This window comes from Sporosarcina sp. SAFN-015, from assembly GCF_059415085.1.
The window spans coordinates 471967-487554 of record NZ_JBPFDR010000001.1; the positions used below are offsets into that span (position 1 = coordinate 471967).

Sequence of the window (15588 nt, forward strand, 5' to 3'; positions counted from 1 at the left end):
GGAAGAACCGCATGCTTTATTCAATAAGGGGTATTCTAAACTGTTAGGAGGGTGATGAACATGAAACCGTTTTGCCCAGAAAGTTGGCCGGAGGACCCGACACCGATGAGTCAGATCAACTGCGAGGAGTGCGGACTTTATAAACAAGGCACAAGGATGGTATGGGGAGAAGGGAATCCGAACGCACCTATCATGGTCGTTCTTGATAATCCGGGCGCCCGTGAGGATCGTGAAGGAAACCCGTTTGTTTGCGGAACGCGGCATACATTGCAGCAAGCCGTTCATGACGTTGGGCTGAATAAAGAACTTATTTACGTTACATATATCTTAAAGAGGAGACCCATCCGAAAATACGATAAAGAACGGACCCGTGAAATCTGCATGCGTCGCCATTTGGAAGAACAGCTGCAGCTCCAAAAACCCCGACTTATCTTATGTCTAGGAAATGTAGCTGTACAAGCCTTCTTTCAAAATCCAGATGCGGACGTGAAAGGGTTGCGCGGCAGCTGGCACGACGTTCAAGGGTATCCGACAACAGTCGCCTACCACCCGCTTGCTGTCAGGCGTCGGCCGAATTTGTATCGATTATTAGTGGAGGATTTAGCAATCGTAAAAGCTGCGATTCAATAACAATTCGGGGATCTGCTTCATCTGTGCTGCCAAGAGAGAAGGAGAATACGTGTATCAGGCCAATCAAGCTTCATAGCAAAGACTCTATTCTAGTACGTACCAGAATAGAGTCTATACCACTTCCCATTATTTCTAGCTACAGCGTTTGTTCCAAGAGCTTTGCCGAAAAATATTTGCGAGCTTCGGCAGTCGTAATCTGCAAACAAACTTCTTCTTCCTGCCGTTTAAACTCAACGAACATGCCACTCAAGTTTTCACGAACAGAATGGACCTTAAAGCCACTGGCTAAATAGCCATCAACTTGATTCATTTCATCCAAACCTAACAAGTAATCCGACATACAAACACCCCGCTTTTCTACTTAGCAACTTTTTCTTCCATCTCCTGCGTGACGATATCATCCCAGTCGTGACCGGCTGTAATTCCTAAATATTCCGCATCACTCGGATTAACCAGTTCTGCTTGCGGATACTTCTTAAACCACCAATATTTTGCTAGCACATAGTAGACAACCGCCCCAACGACGAAGCCGACCAATGAAGAATAAGTCGGGAACATATTCGCTAACACTCCACCAATGACCCAAGCAAATAGCCCTGCTAAGTTAAAGCCTTTCATATACTCATATTGGCCGTCTAACTCATACAGATCTTTTACGTTCACACGACGTTTACGGATTAAATAATAATCGGCGAACAGAATCCCCACAATTGCCGTTAATATACCGCCAATGATTAATAGCGCCTCTACCAACACGCCAAACAGACTCCATGGCTGTGCCAAAACCCCGATTACTCCCGCAATGATGACAGCTGCCCAGAATGGCACTTTCGGTCCACCGATGTTCGAGAAAATCGTTGCTGCAGGAATAACGTTTGCGGATGTGTTTGTTGACCATTGCGCCAACACGATCATTAGCAATAAAACCCCCAGCACAATTCCACTTGCACTTTGCATCAAAGCATTTATCGGATCAGCAGAGGCCACTGCCATGTAAGCCACTGCCCCTATCGTTACGATAAATGTATTCGTAATCGGCATCACGATCAAAGAGCCGACTAATTGTGTTTTATTACGTTTGAACCAATTGCGTTCATTTTTTGGTGCTTTAAAGAAACGTGACAGTGTCGGCATATCAGCTGCCAATGTCGCCCAGAACCCCATATTCGCCATCATTACAACCATGAAAGCTGTAAAAGCCGCTATCCCTGTTGTCGGGGATTCTACCCAAGTCCACACATCTTTCCCTTGAACCGTCGCTTTATCGGCAAGCGTAACGTACATCCAGCACGATATTAAAATAATTACCGGCGCTGCAAAATCCGCAAAGCGCTCAATGGATTTAATGCCGCGCGCTGTGTTGAATAACTGTAATGCCGCAAACACTAGGAAACATAAAAACCAATTATTGAAGTCGAATAATAAATTCAAAATCCCGTTGATGGCCATCGCACCAAAATAGGTGTTAAGTCCGAACCAGCAAGCTGCTGTCACTCCGCGGACGAGCGAAGGTATATGTGTGCCGATTGTGCCGAACGGGGCACGCATATACACGGGGAAGGACAAGCCATGCTCAACGCCAATATCACCGATCAACGTCATGAATACGCCGATTAATACAGAACCGGCTAACGTCGCTAGAATTACCATCGGCAATGACAAACTCATAATAGCCGAACCGCCAATAGCAAATGCGGCTAAGACGATCGCCATCCCTATCCAAATCACTGCAAAACCAAATGTGCCAACGCTTCTATTTTGATGTGTCACTGGAAGTAAATCTGGGGATTTTAAATAATCTCCGCCATTCGCCATACATGTCTCTCCTTTTTAGTAGATTTCCAGTTAATACACAACTAACTCTTTGCTTTTCACTTAGCACCAAATTTGGTCTGCTTATTTATCGTGTAAAATTGCTGATAAGTGATTGACGTTCGTTCCAGGTCATCGGCGGAATCGTAGACTTTCTTTCGATCATCGAAATCGCACCGTCAACTGGGCATACAATTGCACATAAATTACAACCAACACAATCCTGTTCACGTACTTTCAGCATCGGGCGACCATTCTCTGTGTACAGGTCAATGCATTGATGTGACGTATCTTCACACGCGATGTGACATTTATTGCAGTTAATGCATACATCATTATTAATTTGAGCAACAATATTGTAGTTCAAGTCCAAGTCACCCCAGTTAGAATAGCGCGGCACGGACTGACCGACTAAATCCATCACTGAGGCAATGCCCTTCCCGTCCAAATAATTATTTAGCCCATCTATCATATCTTCGACAATACTGAATCCGTGGTGCATCGCTGCTGTACAAACTTGTACGCCTGTTGCACCCATTAGCATGAATTCCGCAGCATCCTGCCAGTTTGAGATCCCGCCAATCCCTGATATTGGGACATTGACGAGCGGATTTCGCGCACATTCCGCGACCATATTCAGGGCGATCGGCTTGACTGCCGGCCCGCAATAACCGCCATGTGCCCCTTTCCCGCCAACATGTGGGACGGTATTCCATGTATCCAGATCGACACCTGCCAAGCTGTTAATCGTATTGATCATACTGACGGCATCTGCCCCGCCACGCACTGCCGCTTCTGCTGTCATCGTAATATCCGTTATGTTCGGCGTCAGCTTGACGATGACTGGTGTGCGTGCAGCTTCCTTCACCCAATATGTCTGCTTTTCAACCAATTCAGGGACTTGACCAGAGGCGGATCCCATTCCCCGTTCTGCCATTCCATGTGGACAACCGAAATTCAGCTCCAGTCCATCAACTCCAACAGCTTCTACTTTTTTTACAATCTCATGCCACTTTTCCTGCTTTGGCTCTACCATTAAGGAAGCGATAATAGCGTGATTGGGAAATCTTTTTTTCGTTTCAACAATTTCTTTCAGATTAACCTCCAATGGACGGTCCGTAATCAATTCAATATTATTGAACCCCGCTACTCTTTGTCCGTTGAAGTTGACGGCCGCAAAGCGCGATGAAACATTTAAAATAGGTTCGCCCAACGTTTTCCATACTGCACCGCCCCACCCTGCTTCAAATGCCCGTTGCACTTGATAACCTGAATTAGTCGGTGGTGCTGATGCTAACCAAAATGGATTCGGTGATTTAATCCCCGCTAAGTCAATTCGTAAGTCTGCCATGTGTTATCCCCCCTTATGCAATCCCGCTCTGTTTTCTAAAACGCTCATGAATGATGTAAGCAGCATCTTTTCCTTGCTGTGCAGCTGTTACGACCATAGCTTCACCTTGGCCGTTGCCGAAAACGACATCCCCGCAGGCAAACACTTTATCATTCGACGTTTGCATAGTCGTTTCGTCAATGTCTACGACTCCGTTCGTATGCTGCAAACCAAACGCTTCAATGAGCGGGACAAAACGCGTTTGCCCAATTGCTTTAATAACCGCGTCTACCTCTATGACAAACTCAGATCCCTCTATTGCTTCAGGTCTTTGCCTACCGTCTGCTCCAGCCTCTCCAAGCTTCATCTTGATGCATTCAAGGCCTACCACTTTCCCTGCCTCATCACCAATAATTCGCTTCGGTGCTGTCAGCCACTTGAATCCAACACCGTCCTGCTTGGCAAATTCATATTCATATTGATAGGCAGTCATCTCTTTTTCCGTTCTTCTATAAAGAATGTCAACTTGATCCGCACCTAGCCGTACAGCACAAGTCGCTCCATCTATGGCTGTATTGCCAGCACCGATGACTGCAACACGTTTCCCGATTAAGTCTTCTGTCAGTTCACCTACTTTTGTACGCTTGACAAACTCAATGGCATCATGGACGCCTTCTAGTTCCTCACCTTCAATGCCTAGGTCAGGTACAGATCCCATTCCAGCCGCTAAAATAACACTGTCATATTGCGTTAGAATGTCCTCAACAGAAATATCTACGCCTACTCTAGTGTTTGTTTTAATTTCTACACCAAGCTTTTCAACTTGAGCCACTTCCCAATCCACTACTTCATTCGGCAATCTGAAGGACACGATGCCATAAGCACCCAAGCCACCCGCCTTCGCCTCCGCTTCGAAAATTGTGACACTATACCCGAAGCGACTAAGCTCACGCGCTGCCGATAAGCCAGCTGGACCAGACCCCACAATCGCGATCCTTTTTCCATTTGCTTCACCTTTGTTAAATAGTTCGACGTCTGTTTCCATCGCCCAGTCTGTTGCATAACGTTGTAATTGTCCTATCTTAATAGGTTTGGTCGATGAATTCAGCACACATGCCCCTTCACACAATATCTCGGTTGGGCATACACGCGCACAGCTTGCACCGATCGGATTGGCATCCATGATCGTCATGGCCGAACCTTTCATATTGCTAGTAGCTATTTTTTTGATGAAGTTCGGAATTTGAATACTTGTCGGACAAGCGGTAATGCAGGGTGCGTCATAACAGTACAGACAGCGATTAGCTTCTTCCATTGCTTCATTTTTCGTCATTCTGACCGTCATTTCCGCAAAATTACGTTTGAGTTGAGAACTCATTTAATCATTCCCCCTAATGAATTGATGTTCAGACGTTGATCTGTTCTGCAGTTGCCGGCTGTACGGCACGCCTAATATAACGGCCACTGCCTAGTGCGCCTACAAATTGTCTGTTTTTAATGACATATTCACCACGGACAAGTACACTGATGGGCTCCCCCGTCACTTCCCATCCTTCGTACGGGTTGTAATCGACATTCATATGGTGGGTGTCCGCAGAAATTTCACGTTTTACTGCAGGATCGAAAATCACGATATCCGCGTCAGAACCAATCGCAATCGTTCCTTTTTGCGGATAAAGGCCGAAAATCTTTGCAGCACTCGTCGAAATCATATCGACGAAGTCATGAATGGAAATCCGTCCTTTCGCCACACCTTCAGAATATAAAATGCTAAAACGATCTTCGATGAACGGTCCACCATTTGGAATTTTTGAAAAGTCATTTATCCCTAATCGCTTTTTTCCGTTAAAACTGAATGAACATTGATCCGATCCGATTGTTTGCAACTGCTTGGCTTTTAACGCATTCCATAAGTGCTCTTGATGGTATTTCGGCCGAAGTGGCGGTGACCAAACATATTTCGCCCCTTCGAAGCCTGGCTGCGCTAACGCTGATTGATCGAGCGTTAAATAAGGTGGACATGTTTCCCCATATACGTCATAGCCTTTTTCACGCGCATTGATAATTTCATCTAATGCCTCTTTACACGTCACATGGACAACGTAAAGCTTCGCGCCTGCGATATGCGCCAGTTCAATTGCCCGTTTCGTCGCCTCACCTTCCACTTCCGCAGGACGCGTCAGTGCGTGATAGATTGGCGCCGTCTGGCCGGCTTGCCTCGCCTCCTCTACTAATTCGTCGATAACTGAGCCGTTTTCACAGTGCACCATGACTACAGCGTCCATGTCTTTTGCGATTTTAAAGGCTTTAAACAGCGTACGATCCGACGCCTGGAATTCTTTCGCGTATGCCATGAACACTTTAATAGACGTAATCCCTTCACGCTCAAGCAACAAAGGCAACTCGGCCTCCGTTTCGGGCGTTAAATCGGTGATCATTAAATGGAAGCCATAATCAATGACTGAATTTCCATTTGCTTTTTCATGCCACTTTTCCACGGCAGGCGCTAGTTTTTCTTCACCCGCAGTTAAGCAGAAATCTAAAATGGTCGTTGTCCCGCCAAAGGCAGCGGCAATTGTACCCGACTTCCAATCATCATCTGTTACCGTGTTGTTGAACGGCATATCCAAATGCGTATGCGGATCAATTCCGCCAGGGAAAACGTATTTGCCCGCTGCATCCACAATTTCCGCTCCATCAGCCGATAAGTTTTTGCCGATTTGCACAATCTTGCCATTTTCGATTAAGATATCTGCCTCATACAAATCTGAAGCTGTCGCGATGAGTCCGCCTGTAATCATTTTTTTCATATTAACCTCACCTTTCCATTAATGACTGTAAGTTTTTTAGATTTGCCCCATGTTCATTACGACGAAGTACCTCATTCATCATTGGTTTAGTGTGTATCGATCGCTCATGCTGAATTTCGTTTGCAGTGCCAATACGGTTTCCAATAATACGTCTGCTCCCTTTGCACAGTCTTCAAATGTCGTTTCTTCTTCTTCGCAATGACTTTTCCCGCCAATGCTTGGCACAAAAATCATTGCAGAAGGTATGAAACTCGCAATATATTGTGCATCGTGTCCCGCCCCGCTGAACATCCTATGGTGGGAATAACCGAAGTCAGCACACGATCTTTCCACTTCATCGCAAATAGCTTCGTCAAATAATACTGTCTCCCGTCCCCATAGCTTCACTGGTTGAATACGGCAGTCGTTTTCTTCTGTAACTATTCCCGTCAATAGCTCCTCCACTTGATGCATCACCTCTGGAGATTGATGACGTGAATCGATCGTAAACACTACTTCATTTGGAATAACTGTATGGATATTAGGCGTCACATGCATACGTCCAAAAGTGAAAACTAGCTTTTCGTCGATCTTGCCCAACTGCTCGTGCAATGACGAAATTAATCGAGATGCCACAATCATCGGATCTTTACGCATCTGCATCGGCGTTGTACCTGCGTGATTTGATTCACCTGTTACAGTAATTTCATAGCACACCATGCCTAAAACGCCTTCGACCACTCCAATATCACAATGCTTAGCAGCTAACACCGGTCCTTGTTCAATATGCAGCTCAATATACGCAAGGGCCTCTGTTAATCGATTTCCTTGCTCCCCTGCGTAGCCACTCGCCTGTAGTGCTTCTTGAAAAGTAATACCGTTTTTATCGGAAGAACTCAGCATTTTTTCTCTACTGAACTTGGAAGCAAGGACACCGGAACTCATCATCGCCGGATCGAAGCGCGCACCCTCTTCATTCGTAAAATTCACAAGCATGATTGGAATCTCAGGCTCAATGTCGTTCTCCTTTAACGTCTGTATCGCTTCTATTCCTGTTAAAATACCTAACACACCATCAAACTTGCCGCCTTTTTCAACAGAATCCAGATGCGATCCGATTACGATTGGCGGACAATCTTTTTTCCCCGGCAATGTTGCATAGACATTGCCCATATCATCTGTTTTACTATCCATGCCTAGCTCTTTGCATATTTCAATAAAACAATCTCTTGCCAAAATATCCTCTTTTGACAGGGACAGACGGGTTACCCCCCCATTGGCAGTGGCACCGAACTGACTGAACCGTTCAACTAATGCCTGCAATCGACTCCTATTACATGCATACATATGCAAGTCCTCTCTTTCATAGTTATTGAACTATCTACTAATTAAAAAACTATAGAGTAAGTGTATTCGGAGGGGGAGGATATAAGACTACAAAATAGGGGCAAGCGCATATTTTAGGGAAGTTGTTTATATAATAAGGGGCTGTGTGTATAACGCTGTTTTTTATGGGAGTTGAATAGTGGATTTATTGGCATAAGATAAATGAAGGAGTGATGATTTCCATGACGAACTTGACAAGTCAAAATTGGCAAGTAAAAGATGAGCAGTATGTATGGCATGCCATGAAGCCGTACAACCCGAATGCTACGTCAATTATTCAGAAATCGGAAGGCGCTTGGATAACGGACATTGACGGGAAACGGTACTTGGATGCCATGTCCGGTTTGTGGTGCGTGAACGTCGGCTACGGTCGGGAGGAACTCGCCAAAGCCGCTTACGACCAGTTACTGGAAAACGCCTATACACCCCTATCCATAGGACACGTCCCTGCCATCCAACTAAGCGAAAAGATCAGCGAATTATTAGGTGATGATTATGTTGTCTTCTACTCCAACAGCGGCTCGGAGGCGAATGAAGCCGCCTTCAAGATCGCACGCCAGTACCATCAACAGAAAGGTCATACCAATCGCACGAAATTTATCTCCCGCTACCGGGCCTACCACGGCAGTACAATGGGGGCGTTGGCGGCAACAGGGCAAGCCCAGCGTAAATATAAATACGAACCGTTAGCACCCAACTTCATTCATGTCGCACCGCCGGATACCTACCGTGCAAATGAAGATCATATTACAGAGCCGACTGCCTTGCCGTCCGTTCAGGCGATTGATAATGTCATGACGTGGGAAATGTCCGATACGATTGCTGGCGTTATTCTCGAGCCCATAATTACGGGCGGCGGCGTGATTATGCCGCACGAGGACTATTTACGCGGGGTAAAGGCCGTTTGTGAAAAGCATGGGGCATTGCTCATTGCCGATGAAGTCATTTGTGGCTTCGGACGTACCGGTAAAGCATTCGGCTTCCAGAACTACGGCATTCAGCCTGATATTGTCACAATGGCAAAAGGCTTAACTAGCGCATATATGCCGTTATCTGCTACTGCAGTGCGCCGAGAAATCTATGAAGCCTTTATTGGAAGCGAGGAGTACGACTTTTTCCGACATGTCAACACATTCGGCGGTTCTCCAGCGGCTTGTGCAGTAGCCCTTAAAAATATTGAAATCATGGAAAGTGAAAACTTATTCTCCCGCTCAGAAGAAATGGGAGCTGTTCTCCATGCGGAACTGCAAGAAAGCTTAAAGGAACATCCAAATGTCGGCAACATCCGCGGAAAAGGCTTACTAATCGGCATTGAGCTTGTAAGTGACAAAAACAGCAGAGCTCCACTTGATGTAACTGCTGTCAACAAAGTCATTGCTTTATGTAAAGAAAAAGGGCTAATCATCGGGAAAAATGGAGTCACGGTTGCAGGTTTCAACAACGTTTTAACAATCGCACCACCACTAATTATTTCGATGGCAGAAAAAGATTTTATTGTTGACAAACTCACTCGCGCATTGCAAGAACTACTGCCACAAAGGGGAAATGAATGAATGGTGACGAATACAGAAGTAAAAGAACTGGGGCACTTTATTAATGGTGAAATCGTAGCTGGCAAAAGTGGTCAATTCTCAGATGTTTTCAATCCAAGTACAGGTGCAGTAATCGCACATGTCCCTATTGCGTCAAAAGAGGAAGTGCGGGAAGCCATTGCAACTGCTCAAGCTGCCTTTCCAGCATGGCGCGCTCTGTCAGTTAGCAAACGTGTTGAGATTGTCATGAAGTTCCGTCAATTGATGACCGAACGTATGGATGAGCTCATCGAAACCATATGTACTGAAAGCGGGAAAACAGTCGACGATGCGAGGGGTGAAATTACACGCGGATTAGAATCTGTAGATTTAGCCATAAACGCCCCTCACTTATTAAAGGGCGAGTACTCCGTTAATGTCGGCGGGAATATTAATGCTTATTCGGCAAAAGTTCCACTCGGCGTCGTGGCTGCGATTTCCCCTTTCAACTTTCCCGTGATGGTGCCGCTAGCCATGACAAGTATGGCGGTCGCAGTCGGTAATTCCGTCATTTTAAAGCCTTCCGAACGTGTACCCTGCTCTGCATTATTCTTTTCGGAACTGTGGAAAGAAGCGGGTTTGCCCGATGGTGTTTGGACAGTCATCAATGGCGACAAGGATGCGGTCAACGAACTATTGGAAAACCCTGCTATTGAAGCCGTTTCGTTTGTCGGATCCACGCCAGTCGCCGAGTATATTTACAAAACCGGTTCTAAATTTGGAAAGCGCGTTACGGCTTTAGGCGGCGGTAAAAACAATATGATCGTCATGCCCGATGCGGATTTAGAACAGGCGGCAAACGCATTTTTAGGCGCTGCTTATGGGGCCGCTTCCCAACGCTGTATGGCCATTTCGACAATCATTCCTGTTGGCGAAGAAACAGCGAACAAGCTTGTAGGCATACTAGCTGAAAAAATTGCAAAGTTAAAAGTGGGACCATACACAGATGCAGATGTCGACTTCGGGCCCGTTATAACTAAGCAGTCAAAGGATACAATCATCGGCTATATCGACCGCAGCGTGGAGGAAGGTGCTACGCTTGTATGTGATGGCCGTAACCCGGACATCGCTAAAAACTCCAACGGTTTCTATCTCGGCCCTACTCTGCTGGACAATGTCAAACCCGGCATGGAAGTTTATGAGCAAGAAGTATTTGGTCCTGCCCGCAATGTCGTCCGGGTCAATTCTTTAGAGGAAGCAATCGAACTGATCAATGCACATGAACTTGGAAACGGCGTGACAATTTTCACGAATAACGGGGCAGCCGCACGCAAATTTTCAATGGAAATTGACGTCGGGATGGTCGGGATTAATGTGCCGATTCCCATTCCTGTCGGTTACCATAACTTTGCCGGGTGGAAACGGTCCAGATTCGGCGAGGGGCATATGTTCGGGCCCGAGCATGTTCGCTTCTTCACCAAAACCAAAACCATTTCAGAAAAGTGGTTTGAAGAAAACAGCGAATCCGCGTCAACCTTTGCTTTCCCGAGTAATGAGGGCTAAGGAAACCGTATAAACAGACCCATTAGGCTCGATGCCTAGGGTCTGTTTTTTCTTTCGAATCTTTTGCCATACAAAGCCTTGGCCCACCAAAGTTTAAATAATATCTGCCACTTTGACGAGTGATTTACCTACATTTGCTCCTGTAAAAAGATCAAGGAAGGCGTCAATAATATGGTCGAAACCTTCCGTAATCGTTTCTTCATATTTAAGTTTTCCTTCATTTAACCACGCAGCGAGTGCAATGTTGCCTTCTTCAAGGCGACTTGCATAATCCCCAAGCGTGAATCCTTTCATAAGGGCACTTGTTTTGATCAGTGCCGTTTGAACACGAGGACCCATATCCAGTTCAACACTGTTATAGGAAGAAATTGCACCGCAAACCGGAATGCGGGCAAACTTATTAAGAAGTGGGAATACAGCATCAGAAATAGAGCCGCCGACATTATCAAAATAGATATCAATTCCGTCTGGACATGCTATTTCTAGTGCTCTTGGAACATCTTCCTTTTTATAATTGATCGCTGCGTCAAACCCGAGTTCATTTAATAGATACTGGCATTTTTCATCTGTCCCGGCTATTCCCACAGCGCGGGCTCCATTAATTTTGGCAATTTGTCCAACGGCAGATCCAACTGCACCAGCAGCTCCGGACACGACAACCGTTTCCCCTGCTTTTGGCTTCCCGATATCAAGCAAGCCGAAATATGCTGTTAATCCCGTCATTCCAATAATACCTAGATGTGCTGTTACGGGAGCACTCTTCGGATCAATTTTTCGAATTCCCTTCTCATTCACAACTGAATATTCCTGCCAGCCAAGCGTACCGAGTACGATATCGCCTTTCGTAAAATGCTCCGATTTTGTTTCGACTACTTGGCCAATTATCCCACTTGTAATAACCTCGTTTATTTGAAATGGAGGAATATAGGATTTTGTATCCTGCATCCTTCCACGTAAATACGGATCAACCGAAACATATATAGCACGAATCAACACTTCACCATCCGCAGGCGTTCCGATTGGTGCATCAATAAAAGCAAAATCCTCCATCACAGGTGTCCCGATAGGACGTTTTGCAAGCTTAATTTGCTTTTGCATTTGATTCATTATTCCTCCTCCATCCTGAAAACGGATTATCCATCTTAAAGTACAATATTCATTTTGAACAACTGTTCAACGTATAGTATTACCATTTTCCATGTCAAAAAATAGAATACCCTGTAATTTTCTTAGTATACAATAAGTATAAACAGTTTCCATAACCCACTATCGTAATCGGGCGAGATAATTGAAGAAGATAGAGAAAAGGTCTAACGCTATAGATTAAAACGAATAAAACAGACCATATTAAAAATGTAATTACAATATGGGAGGTTGCATAATGAAACAAGGAGCGCACAGCAATTTATATTCCAATCCGAAGACACCAGGAAATCGCAAGGAAGTTAAAGAAGAAATTTCGATGGAATTGGCTGAACTCGGCAATCTTCAACCAAACCATGAGAAGATGACGCCGAATCATCGGGAAACGGCCGAGAGAGATAAATACAAAGGATAAGTATATAAAGAGGCTTTCCAGAAAGTCAAACCGACTTTATGGAAAGCCCTTTATTGTGTAACGAGGTGATTCTAAAGTCACGAGTCGAGCATAATTGACGGAGATTGTGCCTTAACTACGTCAAAATCGAGTAAAACCTGTCAGAACTTGAACAAAATGAACCTTAACTCAAGCATTTCTTATTCAAATCCGAGCAAAACTTTTTGCACACTTGAAGCGCCTAATGATCTGCATCTTATTGACTTATTCCGTTTTCACTCTACATATATACACCATTGAAATGCTCTCCGCATGTAATTCATTTTCATCCCAATCGCCGTACACTTGCACAATCTCAAACCCATTTGCGGCTACCAGCCTTTCCATTTCTTGCGGGAATGAATAGCGAAGGGAAATGCCGTCCTGCTCCTCAGCAATTAACGTATTATCTCGATAAATTCGACGATGTGTCCGGCAATCTAAGATCTGTGTTAAATGATCGTACACATCACGATGGCTTTCAATCACCCGATCGCCATTTTTATCGACGTATTTTTCCTCGTACTCATCGACAGCAGAAAGTTCCTTCAATACTGGATTCCGTGTGTCATAAATAAAGATGCCTCCATCCACCAAATGCCGGCGGACAGATTGGAATAGAGCGTCCTGTGCTTCATTCGTTAGAAAGTGTTGAAAGGAATTTCCCGTCATGAAAGCTAGCGAACTTCTGACGGGAAGATTCAAATTCGTGCAATCTTGTTGCATAAATTCAATCATCACTTCCGTTTGTTCGGCTTTCCGTCGAGCCCTTTCCAACATGCCTTCATGAAGGTCTACTCCAACCATTTGGAATCCACGCTGTGCCATTGGAATCGTCAATCTGCCTGTTCCGCAAGCTAGTTCCAATATAGGATGATCCTGATTAGCCCATTTCAGAATGATGCCTAAGTCCTTCTGATACTTGTCATATAAATGATCGTACATTTCAGGATCAGCGTATTTTTCGAGGTTTTTTTCAAATATGTTTTGGTTCATAAATACTTCTCATTCCTTTTTTATTCTAACAATTTATTGCTGTCATACGATATAATTCTTCTTTTTATCTGAATTCTACTTCTTCAGATGGATAAACATCCGCAAACCACCGTAACACGCCATTATGATGGTTAATAATTTGTTGAGCTGAAATTTCACTGGAGTTCCATGTACTGTGAGCGTCCGATAGCAAAGTTACCTTATAACCCATACTAAACGCCCTGCGACAAGTCGTATCAACACATGCTTCCGTTTGGATGCCCGAAATATAAATATTTTTTATCCCTTTCTTATACAGTTCTTCTTCCAATGTTGTATTCAAGAATGAGTCAGGAGTTGCTTTTTGGATGATCACATCGTTTAGGTGAGGCTCTATTTCAGCGTGTATCTCCCAGCCTTCGCTACCATATTCCAAAGGTTTTCCCACTGGAGCATTATGCTGTATGTAAATATAGGGGTGTTGGATGCTCGTGCTCTCTTTATCACTCCTTGTAAAGTGGAAATCAGCTCATCTCCCTTAAACACAGTATCTCCCTCTTGAAACATCCCTTTTTGCACATCAATGATTAGTAAACCATTCCTCATAATACACCCACATTCCGTAATATTATCGTTACTATATTTTGAATCTATTAGTAAATAATCTTCGAAAGTGCTCGATTATTGGCCGGGTCACCCCGAACAATGATCAACTTATCCACATATGGTTGAAGGATCTCATCAAGGTCTGCTCGTTCTCCTTCAAACTGCTTTGTCCATTTATACATATTGCGAAGCATTTGAAAATCCGGTTTATACGCACATTCTTCCACGCCGATCATTTGCTTCACATGTCTACTCAAAATCCTGATTTTCCGTTTCCATAATGGCGGGTCCAGCCATATGACAATGTCAGCCATGTCCAAAAGAAGATGATAGGACGGGCGATATACTCCTTCTGCGATCCAACTTCCTCTTGCATCCATTTGACGAATGATCTTTACTTGTTCCTCAGGCTTCCTCTTGATCCGCTCGCCATCCACGTTATAATAAACAACCGCATCCAGTTCAACGAAGGGCAAACCCATTTCCTTCGACAATTCTTTTGCGTATGTCGTTTTCCCACTTGCAACAATGCCCATGATGAAGATTTTCATTCTCCTCACCCCCATTTACGCTTCTCATACCATTCCATCGCTTCCCTTTCAATCTCTGCTGCAAGCTGCTCTTTCCCTTTTATGTATGATTCAATATCATAAGGAAATTGCTGCGCTAGCTTCTCTTTCAAATCCCCATATGCCTTCGCCTTCTCGGGATGCTCTCGCAGGAAGTCACGGAATGCAAGATGGCGATGGATTTCCGAAGAGCCTTTCTCATAAAAATGGACATGATGCGTCCGCTCATCCCCACCTTTTTGAAAATAACGGCGCCCCACGATTCCATTTTCACCCTTTGCTTCGTACCCAATGGCGGCCATTTTTCCGTCATACTGATCGATTTGCGTAATATCTTTCACGACAGGCATAATGTCAATGATAGGCTTTGCGGACAAACCGTGTATGGATGTGCTGCCGATATGGTGGAATTCGATTACTTCCGCGTCAAATATCTTCTGTAATACAGCTGTTTCCTTTTCGAAATCAACGCTCCATATTTCAGAAAAAGGTATTACTTCTACTTTCCGCATAACGCACCCCCAGTTATTTACGCATGTCCGACCTTTTCAATCCATAATTCCTTATTTGAACAATAATCATATTCATCCACGTAATGATTGGAATGAAAATGAATATCACTGTAATCCCTAAACTTCCAAATAAACCTTGATCATCTTTAAGGAATGTACGGGCATCAATTTTGTGTAGTATGAAAAACGCCGAACTCAGTACAACCGTATTTAGTAAGAAAGAAAAAACGACTACCCTTGCCCTACCCCATTTCTTAGGCATCACTAGGCATAGATATGTAGATACTATCAAAGTGGATAACAAGATGACGATTACAATTGAATTCATA

At 44.5% G+C, this 15588-nt stretch carries 16 protein-coding genes; 4 read left to right on the top strand and 12 right to left on the bottom strand.

What is annotated here, in order from left to right:
* Positions 1-60: 60 nt before the first annotated feature.
* Positions 61-630, top strand: a complete 570-nt coding sequence (locus ACR65H_RS02135) for a uracil-DNA glycosylase (RefSeq protein ID WP_440498408.1) — start codon at positions 61-63, stop codon at positions 628-630.
* 136 nt (positions 631-766) lie between these two features.
* Here ACR65H_RS02135 and ACR65H_RS02140 read toward each other — a convergent pair whose 3' ends face one another.
* The 6 genes from ACR65H_RS02140 to ACR65H_RS02165 all read right to left on the bottom strand — a co-directional run bounded on the left by ACR65H_RS02140 (position 767) and on the right by ACR65H_RS02165 (position 7908).
* The gene (locus ACR65H_RS02140) at positions 767-970 is read right to left on the bottom strand and encodes a hypothetical protein (RefSeq protein ID WP_440498409.1); all 204 of its coding nucleotides are present in this window, start codon (positions 968-970) and stop codon (positions 767-769) included.
* A 17-nt stretch (positions 971-987) separates the two neighbouring features.
* Positions 988-2445 carry an NCS1 family transporter gene (locus ACR65H_RS02145; protein ID WP_440498410.1) on the bottom strand — a complete coding sequence of 486 codons (1458 nt, stop codon included), beginning with the start codon at positions 2443-2445 and terminating at the stop codon, positions 988-990.
* Between the two features lie 85 nt (positions 2446-2530).
* Positions 2531-3793, bottom strand: a complete 1263-nt coding sequence (gene preA / locus ACR65H_RS02150; protein ID WP_440498411.1) for an NAD-dependent dihydropyrimidine dehydrogenase subunit PreA — start codon at positions 3791-3793, stop codon at positions 2531-2533.
* A gap of 13 nt (positions 3794-3806) precedes the next feature.
* Complete coding sequence (locus ACR65H_RS02155) at positions 3807-5150, bottom strand: NAD(P)-dependent oxidoreductase (protein ID WP_440498412.1); 1344 nt, start codon at positions 5148-5150, stop codon at positions 3807-3809.
* A gap of 28 nt (positions 5151-5178) precedes the next feature.
* Positions 5179-6582, bottom strand: coding sequence for a dihydropyrimidinase (gene hydA, locus ACR65H_RS02160; RefSeq protein ID WP_440498413.1), 1404 nt, complete (start codon positions 6580-6582; stop codon positions 5179-5181).
* A gap of 78 nt (positions 6583-6660) precedes the next feature.
* Positions 6661-7908, bottom strand: coding sequence for a Zn-dependent hydrolase (locus ACR65H_RS02165; RefSeq protein WP_440498414.1), 1248 nt, complete (start codon positions 7906-7908; stop codon positions 6661-6663).
* Between the two features lie 221 nt (positions 7909-8129).
* Here ACR65H_RS02165 and ACR65H_RS02170 point away from each other — a divergent pair, with 221 nt between their 5' ends.
* Positions 8130-9500 (top strand): aspartate aminotransferase family protein, encoded by a 1371-nt coding sequence (locus ACR65H_RS02170; RefSeq protein ID WP_440498415.1) that lies wholly within the window; start codon positions 8130-8132, stop codon positions 9498-9500.
* Positions 9501-11021 carry a CoA-acylating methylmalonate-semialdehyde dehydrogenase gene (locus ACR65H_RS02175; RefSeq protein ID WP_440498416.1) on the top strand — a complete coding sequence of 507 codons (1521 nt, stop codon included), beginning with the start codon at positions 9501-9503 and terminating at the stop codon, positions 11019-11021.
* A gap of 93 nt (positions 11022-11114) precedes the next feature.
* On the opposite strand, the gene ACR65H_RS02180 is transcribed toward ACR65H_RS02175, so the two are convergent.
* Positions 11115-12128: an NADP-dependent oxidoreductase gene (locus ACR65H_RS02180; protein WP_440498417.1), complete on the bottom strand. Its 1014-nt coding sequence runs from the start codon at positions 12126-12128 to the stop codon at positions 11115-11117.
* Between the two features lie 274 nt (positions 12129-12402).
* Here ACR65H_RS02180 and ACR65H_RS02185 point away from each other — a divergent pair, with 274 nt between their 5' ends.
* On the top strand, positions 12403-12579 hold the full coding sequence (locus ACR65H_RS02185; RefSeq protein WP_440498418.1) for a hypothetical protein: 177 nt from the start codon (positions 12403-12405) through the stop codon (positions 12577-12579).
* A 243-nt stretch (positions 12580-12822) separates the two neighbouring features.
* Here ACR65H_RS02185 and ACR65H_RS02190 read toward each other — a convergent pair whose 3' ends face one another.
* The 5 genes from ACR65H_RS02190 to ACR65H_RS02210 all read right to left on the bottom strand — a co-directional run bounded on the left by ACR65H_RS02190 (position 12823) and on the right by ACR65H_RS02210 (position 15587).
* The gene (locus ACR65H_RS02190) at positions 12823-13593 is read right to left on the bottom strand and encodes a class I SAM-dependent methyltransferase (RefSeq protein ID WP_440498419.1); all 771 of its coding nucleotides are present in this window, start codon (positions 13591-13593) and stop codon (positions 12823-12825) included.
* 64 nt (positions 13594-13657) lie between these two features.
* Positions 13658-14008 carry an isochorismatase family protein gene (locus ACR65H_RS02195; RefSeq protein WP_440498420.1) on the bottom strand — a complete coding sequence of 117 codons (351 nt, stop codon included), beginning with the start codon at positions 14006-14008 and terminating at the stop codon, positions 13658-13660.
* 217 nt (positions 14009-14225) lie between these two features.
* Entirely contained in the window at positions 14226-14729 is a 504-nt protein-coding gene (locus ACR65H_RS02200) for a P-loop NTPase family protein (RefSeq protein WP_440498421.1), read from the bottom strand.
* Positions 14730-14734: 5 nt separating this feature from the next.
* A complete protein-coding gene (locus ACR65H_RS02205; RefSeq protein WP_440498422.1) occupies positions 14735-15259 on the bottom strand; it encodes a GrpB family protein in 525 nt (174 codons plus the stop codon).
* Positions 15260-15272: 13 nt separating this feature from the next.
* Complete coding sequence (locus tag ACR65H_RS02210) at positions 15273-15587, bottom strand: hypothetical protein (RefSeq protein ID WP_440498423.1); 315 nt, start codon at positions 15585-15587, stop codon at positions 15273-15275.
* Between the last annotated feature and the right edge of the window lies 1 nt (position 15588).